This window comes from Kitasatospora sp. NPDC048365, from assembly GCF_043200835.1.
Taxonomy (GTDB): Bacteria; Actinomycetota; Actinomycetes; order Streptomycetales; family Streptomycetaceae; genus Kitasatospora; species Kitasatospora terrestris.
In genome coordinates, this window is sequence record NZ_JBICYJ010000013.1 from 109,243 (window position 1) to 121,020 (window position 11,778).

At 72.5% G+C, this 11,778-nt stretch carries 9 protein-coding genes; 7 read left to right on the forward strand and 2 right to left on the reverse strand.

The window, feature by feature from the left end:
• Nucleotides 1–146 precede the first annotated feature (146 nt).
• The gene (locus ACGFX4_RS16010) at nt 147–449 is read left to right on the forward strand and encodes a hypothetical protein (RefSeq protein ID WP_393073875.1); all 303 of its coding nucleotides are present in this window, start codon (nt 147–149) and stop codon (nt 447–449) included.
• Nucleotides 450–661: 212 nt separating this feature from the next.
• Nucleotides 662–958, forward strand: coding sequence for a hypothetical protein (locus ACGFX4_RS16015; protein ID WP_393074118.1), 297 nt, complete (start codon nt 662–664; stop codon nt 956–958).
• A gap of 74 nt (nt 959–1,032) precedes the next feature.
• On the opposite strand, the gene ACGFX4_RS16020 is transcribed toward ACGFX4_RS16015, so the two are convergent.
• Nucleotides 1,033–2,022 carry an NAD-dependent epimerase/dehydratase family protein gene (locus ACGFX4_RS16020; protein ID WP_393073878.1) on the reverse strand — a complete coding sequence of 330 codons (990 nt, stop codon included), beginning with the start codon at nt 2,020–2,022 and terminating at the stop codon, nt 1,033–1,035.
• Between the two features lie 333 nt (nt 2,023–2,355).
• Here ACGFX4_RS16020 and ACGFX4_RS16025 point away from each other — a divergent pair, with 333 nt between their 5' ends.
• The gene (locus ACGFX4_RS16025; protein WP_393073881.1) at nt 2,356–4,983 is read left to right on the forward strand and encodes a SpoIIE family protein phosphatase; all 2,628 of its coding nucleotides are present in this window, start codon (nt 2,356–2,358) and stop codon (nt 4,981–4,983) included.
• 481 nt (nt 4,984–5,464) lie between these two features.
• Nucleotides 5,465–6,568 carry a M23 family metallopeptidase gene (locus ACGFX4_RS16030; protein WP_393073884.1) on the forward strand — a complete coding sequence of 368 codons (1,104 nt, stop codon included), beginning with the start codon at nt 5,465–5,467 and terminating at the stop codon, nt 6,566–6,568.
• 609 nt (nt 6,569–7,177) lie between these two features.
• On the opposite strand, the gene ACGFX4_RS16035 is transcribed toward ACGFX4_RS16030, so the two are convergent.
• Entirely contained in the window at nt 7,178–7,759 is a 582-nt protein-coding gene (locus ACGFX4_RS16035; RefSeq protein WP_393073887.1) for a hypothetical protein, read from the reverse strand.
• Between the two features lie 413 nt (nt 7,760–8,172).
• Here ACGFX4_RS16035 and ACGFX4_RS16040 point away from each other — a divergent pair, with 413 nt between their 5' ends.
• Genes ACGFX4_RS16040 through ACGFX4_RS16050 form a run of 3 tightly spaced genes read left to right on the forward strand, consistent with a single transcriptional unit; the run spans nt 8,173 to nt 11,758 of the window.
• On the forward strand, nt 8,173–9,792 hold the full coding sequence (locus ACGFX4_RS16040) for a Dyp-type peroxidase (protein ID WP_393073889.1): 1,620 nt from the start codon (nt 8,173–8,175) through the stop codon (nt 9,790–9,792).
• Nucleotides 9,789–11,249: an FAD-binding oxidoreductase gene (locus ACGFX4_RS16045; protein ID WP_393073892.1), complete on the forward strand. Its 1,461-nt coding sequence runs from the start codon at nt 9,789–9,791 to the stop codon at nt 11,247–11,249. Before ACGFX4_RS16040 ends, ACGFX4_RS16045 begins: the two co-directional genes overlap by 4 nt.
• A 23-nt stretch (nt 11,250–11,272) precedes the next feature.
• Nucleotides 11,273–11,758, forward strand: a complete 486-nt coding sequence (locus ACGFX4_RS16050; protein ID WP_393073895.1) for a hypothetical protein — start codon at nt 11,273–11,275, stop codon at nt 11,756–11,758.
• Nucleotides 11,759–11,778 lie beyond the last annotated feature (20 nt).

An 11,778-nucleotide genomic window follows, 5' to 3' on the forward strand; every position in this document is an offset into this window, starting at 1 on the left:
CCGCCCCGGCGCGCCGATGAGTCCGAGTCGCCGTCCAGAACATCGACGTCTTTCACGTCGACGCCACCCCCCCCCGCGGGAGTGATCACCCCCGCAGGAGGGTTTTCGACCGCACCGACGGGTGAGACACACACCATGGAAATTACGTGATCACCGTTCCAGGCACCCTTCGACACCCGCTCGACGAGTCGCAGCGCCGCACACTGCTGGCCGCAGTCCACCCGGCAGACCCCGACGAGGTCGGCACCCGCGTCCCCGACCTCGACGTCCTCACACTGGACGAGCCCGAGGGAACATTCGTACTGCGCCTGGAGGTCGAGGCGCCCGACCACGGCACCGCCGGCGAAGTGGCACTGGACCTGACCCGGCGCGCCTTCGCCGCAGCCGGGTACCCGGACGACGCGATCGGCGTCGGCACCCCGGCCGTCACCGGCATCGACATCGGTTGACGCCCCGGCTGCAGGCGCAGCAACTGTGCCGCAAAAGCGTCAGGCAGACGCGCAGGCCCCGCTCCGACGAACCCGCCTCCCGTGCGTACCCCGGACTGCCCGATGCACCGAACAGCGGCAGGCTCTCGCAGGACCGCACACCGAGCTCAGGCTGAACGGACGGCATCCTCCCCTCTCCTGAAAGAGGGGTGTCCACCCATGAAGGGACACTGATGAACGGCGACGGCGCGCTCTGGTGGCTGGCCGGCGCGGCGGTCGTGGTCACCGTGGTGCTCGCGGCCGTCCTGGTGGTGAAACTCGTCCGGGCCAGGAAGCTGCTCGGGGCATCGGGGATCCCGATGTCGAACAAGGTGCTGTTCTGGGCGTCCATCGTTTACCTGGTCAGCCCGGTGGACCTGCTGCCCGACCCGGTCCTGCTCGACGACATCGGCTTCCTGCTGGTTGCCCTGCGCTCCCTCAACAAGGCCGGCTCCCGTCTTCCGAGCGGCCGCGACAGCGACCCTGTCTGATCGCCGCGGGCCCCTGCCCGTCGGCGAACCCGTTGTAGTCGCTGCCCTGGAGATCCGTCCCTGAAGGCTCCCTGCTACCGCGGCAGGGCGGCGAGCAGTTCCCGCTCACGCTCGGCGTCCAGGCCGGCGCGGCGGTCGCGGTGCAGGCCCTGCTCGCGCTCCCAGTGCAGCGTGTCGGCAAGCAGTTCCGACCGGGACCGGTGCCGCAGACCTGCGGCGCGGGCCGCGGCACCGGTGTGGGCGGACCAGCCTTCCCAGCCCGGCTCGACCAGCCACATCGGCAGCGACTGCGGTCCCATGTACTGGGCGACTCCGTTCTCCAGCAGCCACGCGGAGTCGGCGGCGACCGTTGGCCCGGTGTGCCCACCGACTGCCCGGCACAGCTCGATCCACTCGCCGAACGGCACCACCGGGCCGACGGCGTCGAAGGTGCCGACCGTCCCCCGCTCCGCGGAGTCGAGCAGCCAGGCGGCGAGATCGCGGACGTCGACGGTCTGGGTCGGGTCCGCGGCGGCATCGGGCACCAGCATCGGCCCCTGCGGATCGCGGGCGGCGCGGGCCACCCAGTACCCGGAGCGTCCGCTGTGGTCGCCGGGGCCGCCGATGAGTCCGGCTCGGGCGATGAGCAGGCGGTCGCCCGCGGCGGCCGTCGACGCCTGCTCGCAGGCGACCTTCGCCTCGCCGTACAGCTCGCGGTCGACCTCCGTCCCGGCGGTCGGCGGGAGGAGCGGCGTGGACTCGTCCGCGCCGAGAGCGCCGTGGGAGGCGTAGGCGCTGACAGAGGAGACGTACGTCCAGTGGCCGGCCCGGTCGGCGAGTCGCGCGAGGGCGTCGCGGACGAAGCCCGGCTGCCACGACACCTCGACGACGGCATCCCAGTCGCGGCCGAGCAGCGGATCGTATGCCGAGGGGTCGCGCCGGTCGGCGGGCACCAGGGTCGCACCGGCCGCGACGCCGCCGCTCTCGCCGCGCGCGAGGCAGGTCACCCGGTGGCCCCGCTCGACCGCCTGCCGGGAGACCTCCCGGCCCACCCATGCCGTTCCGCCCAGGATCAGGATCTCCATCCCGCCACCCCATCACGACGGCCACCCGGGCACCGGCCGGATTCGCTGACAGCGGAGGCGACCCTCGGGGAGGGCCGTGGCCACCCGCAGGTGATCGACCTGTAGCTCGAAGTACGAGCACCGCCGGGTGGCCACGGCCCCGCCCGGCCCCGCCCGGCCGCGGCCGGGCCGGACTCCTCCGGCGGCGGCGGCGGTCGGCTCGGTGCGCTGCGGTGCGACCCGTGCCGTGCCGGGAACCGGCGGCGAGGCAGTGGCCCACGACGGTGCCGTGGCGGGCCCCGGCAGGGGCGCGGAGAATGGTGATCACGAGCAGCCGGCGTCTGGATTGCGGATGTGAAGCTCTTCGGTGGTCTCGCCGCGTCCCGCGGGGCACTGGCGCCCGGTGCGGGCGCCGGCGAGAAGGGGCTGAGGGCCGGTGCCCTGGGGCTGTTCTCGTCCGTGGTCATGGGGATCTCGTCGACCGCCCCGGCGTACAGCCTCGCCGCGACGCTCGGCCTGATCGTCGCCGGCGTGGGCTTGCAGACGCCGGTGGTCATCATGCTGGCCTTCGTACCGATGCTGCTCATCGCGCACGCCTACCGGGAGCTCAACGCCACCGACGCCGACTGCGGGACGACGTTCACCTGGGCGACCCGCGCGTTCGGGCCCCGCACCGGGTGGATGGGCGGCTGGGGCATCATCGTCGCCGACGTCCTCGTGATGGCGAACCTCGCGGAGATCGCCGGAATCTACGGCTTCCGCCTGGTGGGCGCGGACTCCCTCGCCGACGACCGGCTGTGGACCACGGTGGCCGGGGCCGTCTGGATCGCCGTGATGACCGCGATCTGCTACGTCGGCATCGAGATCTCGGCCGCCGTGCAGCGCTGGCTGCTGTGCATCGAGGTGGCCGTGCTGCTCCTGTTCGCCGTCGTGGCGCTGGTCAAGGTCTACAGCGCCGACGGCCCGGCGACGGCCGTCCACGTCTCCGCGTCCTGGTTCGATCCGACCCGGATCGCCTCGCCGCAGGCGTTCACCACCGGTTTCCTGGCCGCCGTCTTCATCTACTGGGGCTGGGACACCGCGGTCGCGGTCAACGAGGAGACCGCCGACAGCAAGCGCATCCCGGGCCGCGCCGCCGTGATGTCGACGGTGCTCCTCCTGATCGTCTACACCCTGGTGTCCACCTCCGCGCAGGCGTTCGCCGGAGTCGGCAGCGAGGGGATCGGACTCGGCAACGCCGCCAACTCCGACGACGTGCTCTCCGGCCTCGGCCGGGCGGTCTTCGGCGGGGAGGGCGCGGGCGAGTTCCTCACCAAGCTGCTGATCTTCATGGTCCTGACCTCGGCGGCCGCCTCCACGCAGACCACGATCCTGCCGGTGGCCCGCACGGTCTTCTCGATGGCCGCGCACAAGGCGGTGCCCTCGCGCTTCGCCCGCCTGCACCGCCGGTACCTCACCCCGACCTGGTCCACGGTCGGCATGGGCCTGGCGTCGGTCGGCCTCCTGGTGCTGCTCACCGCGGTGAGCCACAACGTCCTGGCGGACTCCATCGCCTCGGTCGGCCTGGCCATCGCCTTCTACTACGGCCTCACCGGCTTCGCATGCGTCTGGTTCTACCGCCGGGTGCTCACCCGCAGCCGACGGGACCTCCTGTTCAAGGGCGTGCTGCCGGGCGTCGGCGGGATCATCATGCTCGGCCTCTTCTGCTACGCGGCCTTCGACGTGTACGCCGACCCCGGTTACGGCGCGACCGTGGTGGACCTGCCGGTCATCGGCCGGACCGGCGGGGTCACCGTGCTGGGGCTCGGAGCGCTGCTGATCGGTGCCCTGCTCATGCCGTTCGTCACCCGCGAGCACACGGCGACCCTCCGCCTGCAGCGGCGGCTGCTGCCGCGCCTGCTGCCGCCGCACACGGCCGTCGAGCACGCCAACCGTTACGTTCCCGCCGACGGCCGTTCCGGCGTGGGCGGGGACTGGTTCGACGTCATCCCGCTCTCCAGCAGCCGGGTCGGCCTGGTCGTCGGCGACGTCCTCGGGTCAGGGCTGGCCGCAGCGGCCACCATGGGACGCCTGCGGACCAGCGTGCGCGTGCTCTCCCGCCTCGACCTCGACCCGGACGACCTGCTCTCCCGTCTCGACGACGCCGTCCGGCAGGACACCGAGGACCCCACGGGGAACCGGACCGCGGACCGCGCCACCGGGGCCGTGGGGGTGACCTGCCTCTACGCGGTGTACGACCCGGTCACCGGCCGGTGCTGCCTCGCCCTCGCCGGGCACCCGCGGCCCACGATCGTCGACCCGGCGAGCGGTCTCGTCATCCACCCGGAGCTCCCGGTCGGGCCTGCGCTCGGAGTCGACGGGCCGCCGTACCGGAGCACCGAGCTCGCCCTCCCTCCGGGCACTCTGCTCGCACTGCTCACCGACGGCCTGATCCACACCCCCGACCATGCCGCCGACGAGGGCCGCGAGCTGCTGGCGGGCGTCCTCGCGCCCCACCGGCACTCGTTGGAAGCGCTGTGCGACCGGGCCCTGGAGACCCTGCTGCCCGGCCCGGTGGACGACGACGCGGTGCTGCTCCTGGTCCGCACCCGACTCCTGGACCGCGAACAGGTCGCCGAATGGGAACTGTCCGCCGAGCCCACCGCCGTCTCCACCGCGCGCCGGCTGACCTCGGGACAGCTGCGCGACTGGGGCCTGGACGAACTGTCGTTCACCACCGAACTCATCGTCAGCGAGCTGGTCACCAACGCCGTCCGGTACGCCCGCGGGCAGGTCCGCATCCGCCTCATCCGGGACCGCGGCCTGGTCTGCGAGGTGTCGGACACCGGGCACACCTCGCCCCACCTGCGCCACGCCGCCACCGACGAAGAGGGCGGACGCGGGCTGTTCATCATTGCCCAGATGACCCGCGGCTGGGGAACCCGCTACACCACCACCGGCAAGACCATCTGGACCGAGCAGGACCTGCCCGACGGGAGCTGACGCCTTCGCCACCGCCGGCAGCGCCCCTGACCGTGGCTGCCGTCCGGGCCGAACGCGACCGCGAACGCGCCGTCACGGTCAGGGTCGGCGACGGCGTCAACGCTGCGCCCGCGCGGGCGGCCGCCGCCGTCCGTACGGCAGTAGCCGGTAGCGCCGCAAACCTGCGTGCGGCTGGACGGGTGTAGTTCGGCACCGGACTCCGGTGGCCTCCGCCCGAAGCGGTGCGCCTGCGGGTTGCATGGGCCTGCGCCTCGGCGCGGGGCGTGCCAGCGTCCTTCACGGCCCCGGACCCGACGAATGAAAGAGCACCATGGCAGAGCACGACCCTCGTAACCGCACTGGTCGAGGCCCTCTCCTTCGAGGGCTCGCCGCAGCCGTGCTCGCGGTCGGCACGCTGGTGGCCTCAGCGGGACCCGGACACGGGACCGGCGCGGCCGCTCTGGCGCCCGGCACCCAGTTCACGCCGCTGACGGCGGCGGTGATGACCGAACCGACGCCGTTCGAGGCCACGGACGGCAAGACGCACCTCTCGTACGAACTGCTCACCACGAGCGCGCTGTCCAGCAGCGCGCCGGTGCGGCTCGACCGTGTCGACGTCATGGACGCCGGCACCCACCAGGTGATCGGCTCGCTGAGCGGGCAGGCGCTGGCCGAGGCCGCGAATCCGGTGGGCAACCCCCTGCCCGGTGCGGACGCGTACACCCCGGCGCCCCCGGCGCCGACGCCGACCGTCATCCAGGGCTCCCAGCAGTGGATCATCTGGCTCGACCTGACCCTCGACCACGGCCGGGAGGCGCCCGAGGTCCTCGAACACCGTCTCTCGGGTGCCGTCCTGACCCCCTCCGGCCCCTCCGCGTTCGAGGAGACGGTGCAGGCCACCCCGACCGCCCGCACCGCGCCCTTGAACCTGACCCCGCCGGTCCTCCCCGGCACCTGGTACGCCAGCGAGTCGTGCTGCGGCAACACCCACCACCGGCGCGGCCTCGCCCCGATCAACGGCCGCTTCGACGTGCCGCAGCGCTTCGCGATCGACTGGTACCGGGTCGGCGAGCAGGGGCAGGCCTGGGAAGGCGACCCCACCCAGCTCACCAGCTACCTGAGCTACCGTCAGCCGGTCGCGGCCGCAGCCGGCGGCCGCGTGGTGGAGGTCCAGGACGGAATCCCGGACAACCCGCCGCCCCACGCGCCGCCCATCCCGCCGATCGAGGACACCGTCGGCAACCACATCACCCTGGAAGTCGCACCGGGCCGCTACCTGCTCTACGGCCACCTGCATCCCGGCTCGATCAACGTCCGGGAGGGCGACTGCGTCGAACCCGGCCAGGTCCTCGCGCTGATCGGCAACAGCGGCAACTCCACCACCCCGCACCTGCACTTCCAGGTGATGACCACGGCCGAGTTCTTCCCGACCGACAGCCCGCCGTTCACCTTCCGGCAGTTCCGCGTCCTCGGACAGGTCGAACCCCGGATCTGGGACGACAACCTGGGCCTGCAACCGACCGGCGTCCTCCCGATCACGCCCTCACCGTACGAGGGCCCTCACCGTGCGCAGTACCCGCTCGACCGCGAGGTGCTGGAGTTCTGACCCGACTCCGGCACCTCCCCCGGGCGGGCGCCGACAACACGGCGCCCGCCCGGACGCATCCTGTCGGGACGCATCGGGGCGGGCGCCGCACACCACACGCGACCGGCCACCGCACGCGTTCCGTCACACCCACCACTGCAGGCCGTGAAACTCACCCGATGGGGGCCGGGCGAACCCGCAACCACTGCAGCCCCTCCCTGCTGCAACGGTGTTTACGGTGACGAGGCTTCAGCTCTTGGGCTGTGGCCTCGGCGGCAACGCCGGCCTCATCGGCGAGGGCGGACGGGGGTTCGGCGGGCTGTTCCAGGGCTTACCCGCCTCGCTGGACCGGTGCGCGTACTTTTGCCGCCCCCAGCTCGGGGTGGTGCACCAAGAGTCCCGGCCCGGCAGGATCACAGCTGCGGCCGGAATCGAACGAACCGCGTGGTGGCGTGCCGGCCGTGGCCGGCGGCGACCTCGGCGACCAGCGGCGGGTCGGCCCGGCGTCGAGCCGCGGCGAGGTGACCGTACGGCGGGCGTCCGGCAGCATCATCAGGACCGTTTCCGGGCGGCGCGGAGTGTCGGTGATACCGGCGATGGTGGCCTCGACCCCCTCGACGTACCGGATTTTCAACCACAGCGGGCTGTCCCCACCGACAACAGGTCGAACGCCAGGAGGGAGATCGCCGTGTGCGGCGCGCGGTTGCCGGTGGTGCGCAGCAGCTCCTCGAAGTCGAAGCGGCCCGGACCATTGTCGGAGGGATCGGGAACAAACGCGACGCACTCGCAGTCCCGGGTGATCCCCGGGGAGAGTGCGGCGAGCGGCGGCAGCAGCTGGGCGAAGCGCACACCGAGGTCCGTGGCACGCCGGGACACAAGGGCAACGGCGCGGCCCTCGAACACGTGGGCGGCCGCCCGGATGCCATCGGCCTTCGGCTGGTACATGACTCCCGCAGGCAGGGCGTCCGCGAGATCCTCGCCGACCTGCCGAGCCTCCGGACCTGGGGCCTGTGAGTCGTCGGGCCGCTCGGCACCACCGGCGACTGGGCGAACCGCCACTACCCGCACCGAGTGCTCACCCACCGCATCCGTGTCATCGAGGAGGCCGAGTTCTGGCCGGCGCTCGGCCCGAGCGGGCGCGACGTCCTCGACCTGATTGACCACCAGCTTCTCGCGCTCGCCCGCACCTGGGTCGAGGCTCACCGAGATCACGGCGAACTGCAGCCCGGTAAGGCCGAGTTGACCTGTCCGGTTCCCATCGCGCGGCGCTCGGCCCCAGCGAATCACGCCACCGGCGGGCGGGCCGGACGGCGCGGCCGCGGCTGACCCCATCGGGTGTCGGCCGATCGGCGCACCGGCCGTCCTGCGGGCGGATCGGTGGATCCGGCACCGGGTCGTCCGGGCGGGGGCGCACCCGCTCACTCGAGGGGCGGCCAAGGCGCGGCGCGCGGCCCGCCGCAGGCTCCGTGCGCTGCGCCGGCGGAGTGGTGGTGCGGCTGATTTTCCTGCAAGTCCGTGTCCGAACAAACCCGCACGTGGGAACCATTCTGCAGCCCCCCGCCGGGGCTCTTGGGAGGCGTGTCGCGGTGTGCGGGCCGGCCCGGCAGCGGCCCATGGTGGAGCGCATGGCTATCGACCTGAAGCAGACCGGGATCGATCCGGACCTGCCGACCATCCCCCCGACGCGCAACACCCAGGAGGCCGTCCGGGCCGCCCTGGGCGACCTGCAGGGCAACATCCTGCAGAGCCACGGCCGCGACCACAGCCGCCACCTGTTCATCACCTTCGCCACCACCGGCGCCGACGACCGGCAGAAGTCGCGGCAGTGGCTGGCCTCGCTGGCCCGGCCGGAGTACATCACCTCGGCCCTGACCCAGTACGAGGAGGCGAACAGCTACCGCGACACGCTGCGGACCCTCGACCGCAACGGTGCGATCACCGCCGCCGACCGCACCGCGATGATCCTCTCGGCCAGCACCGTCTTCGTCGGCGCGCTGGTCTCCGCCGACGGCTACCGCGACCTGCGGGTCGGCGCCGACCTCACGCCGGACGACCCGTCCTTCGCCGCCGGCGCCAAGAACCGGGTGACGGTCCTCAACGACCCGCCGGTGACCGCCTGGGAGCCCGCCTTCCAGGCCACCCTGCACGCGCTGGTGATCGTCGCCGACGACGACCCGACACTGCGCATCGACCCGCTGGTGGCGCAGCTGAAGCAGCAGCTCGCGGCCATCGGCGCCACGGTCGCCGAGGAGACCGGCACCGCCATGCGCTTCGACGCGCAGGGCAACCCCAGCCCGACCGGGAACGTCCACGAGCACTTCGGCTTCGCGGACGGCGTGAGCCAGCCGCTCTTCCTCGCCCGCGACATCGCACGGGCCAGGACGCTCAACGGCGGCATCGACGTCTACGACCCGAGCGCGCCGCTGGACCAGGTGCTGGTCAAGGACCCGGCCGGCGGCGGCGACGGCTACGGCTCCTACTTCGTCTACCGCAAGCTCGAGCAGGACGTGGCCGGGTTCCGCGGCGACGAGAAGGCCCTCGCCCTGGAGATCGCCCAGCAGGCCGACCCCAAGGCGCAGGACCCCACGGACGCCGACATCGCCCTGGCCGGCGCGTACATGGTCGGCCGGTTCAAGGACGGCACACCGGTGGTCGAGCAGCAGGTGCCGGGGCTGGCCTCACTGCCGAACAACTTCAGCTACGACCGGGACGTCGACGCGGTGCGCTGCCCGCTCGCCTCGCACGTCCGCAAGGTCAACCCGCGCGGCGACAAGCAGCGCCAGTTCGGGGTGCCGCTCACCCAGGAGCGGACCCAGCGGATCGCCCGGCGCGGCATCAGTTTCGGCCCGGCGACGCTGGACCCGGCGCCCACCGACTCCGTCGGCCTGCTGTTCCTGTGTGCGCAGAGCAGCATCCCGGACCAGTTCGAGTTCATCCAGGCGCTCTGGTCGAACTTCGAGCAGTTCCTCGAGCCCGGCACCGGCCTGGACGCGGTGATCGGCCAACTTCCGCCGTCGGAATCCCGCGACCAGGCGCTCGAGCAGCCCTGGCCCAAGGTGTACGGCTCGCACAACCAGCTGGACTTCTCCCAGCAGCCGCCCGCCCCCACCAGCCCCTTCTTCCCGAAACGGGTCGGCCAGTGGGTGACCATGCGCGGCGGCGAGTACTTCTTCGTGCCGAGCCTGAGCGCGCTGAAGCGCTTCGGCACGGTGGTCGAGTCGGCCGTGACCGGGGCCGGCGCGTGAGCGGCCACCACCGTGCCGTCGACGCCCTCGCCCGGAGCCTGAGCGGCTACGTCTGCGAGCCGGGCAGCGCCGACTACGCCCGGACGGTGGAGATCGACAACGGCCGCACCCGCACGCCCCCGGCCTACGTGGTGCGCGCCAACTCGGTCGCCGACGTCGCCCGGGCCATCGCCTTCGCCCGCGAGCTCGAACTGCCGATGACCGTCCGCGGCGGCGGCCACAGCGCCGCCGGGTACTGCCTCAACCGCGGCGGCGTCGTGCTGGACCTCGGGCTGATGAAGGGCATCGCACTCGACCGGGACACCGACCGGCTGCGGGTCCAGATGGGCGCGATCTGGAGCGACGTCTACGGATACGTCTCCCGCCACGCCACCCCGCTGATCCCGATCGGCGGCGGCTGCCTCACCGTCGGCCTGCCCGGCTTCCTCCAGGGCGGCGGCTACAGCTTCGTCTCCCGCTCCTACGGCCTCGGCAGCGACAACGTCCTCGAGATCAAGCTGGTCGACGCCGCGGGCCGGCTGCGCACCCTGACCGCCGACGCCCCCGACCCCGCCGACCGGGACCTCTTCTGGGCCTGCCGCGGCGGAGGCGGCGGCAACTTCGGCGTCGCCGTCGAGATGACCCTCCAACTGCACACGCCCGCGGCCGCGACCGTGATGGGCGGCGAGCTGTCCTACCCGCTGCAGCGCGCCCAGGAGGTGGTCGCCGCGTACGACGCCTGGGCGAAGGACGTCCCACAGGCGATGGCCGCCTACGGCTACGTGGGGCGCGACCCCGACCCGGCGGACCCGACCCGGAAGGTTCCCACCTTCCGGATCACCCCGGTCTTCAACGGGGAGTACGCCGACGGCGTCGACCTGCTGCAGCCGATGCTGCGCCTGCACCCGTTCAACGTGAGCGTCTACTCGATGCCGCTGCCCACCTGGGAGGCCACCATCGGCCGCTCCACCCTGGTCGGCGACCGCCAGGCGTACATCCGCTCCGGCGTGATCGGCGAGGACGGCTGGCGCGGCGACATGATCGAGGCCCTCCAGGACGCGATGGAGAACGCCCCCTCGCCGGACAGCTTCGTGGTGTGGACCCACGGCCGCGGCAAGGTCATGCACCCCGACGGCGACAACCACGGGCCCTACCCGCACCGCGACAAGCGGTACGTCTTCGAGCTCAAGGCGATCTGGACCGACCCGGCCGACACCCGCACCAACGTGGAGTGGGCCTTCGACGTCGGCGAGGCGCTCAGCGCCGACTTCCAGGGCGCCTACGTCAACTACATCGACCCGCTGCAGAAGGACTGGGCGGTCGCCTACTACGGCGACAACCTGGCCCGGCTGAAGGCGATCAAGGCGGCCGCCGACCCCACCGGCTTCTTCCGCTTCCAGCAGTCGGTCGACTCCACCTTCGAGCCGGACCTGAGCCGCCCGCTCGACCTGAGCCCGATCAACCGCACCCTCGTCTGACCCGCACCCCTCGGGAGCACGCCATGACGGACCACGGCACACCCACCCCCAGCCCCCAACAGATCTTCACCGAGCTCTCGGTGGCCCTCACCGGCTTCGACCGCGCCGAGCTGGCCGGCACCGGCCTGATCGAGAGCCACTACGCCACCCTGCTGCGGATCATCGGCGAACGCGAGGCCGGACACCTGTTCCTGGCCGCCGCCGAGGCCCTCGCCGCCGACCGCAGGAACCACGACGGTGAGGCCCTGCGCACCCGGGTCGTCGAGAACCCGCGCTACGCGCCGGTGATCATCAGCCTGATCAAGCTCTGGTACCTCGGCAGCTGGTACCCGCTCTCCGGCGGCTACCGCGACGTCAACGGATCCACCGCCGAGGACGTCGAGCACGTCGTCTCCCCGCAGGCCTACCGCGAGGGACTGGTCTGGGTCGCCGCCGGCGCCCACCCGATGGGCGCCAAGCCGCCCGGCTTCGGCTCCTGGGCGGAGCCGCCGTCCATGCCCGTCTTCTGAGCCGAGGAAGCGCCACGAGG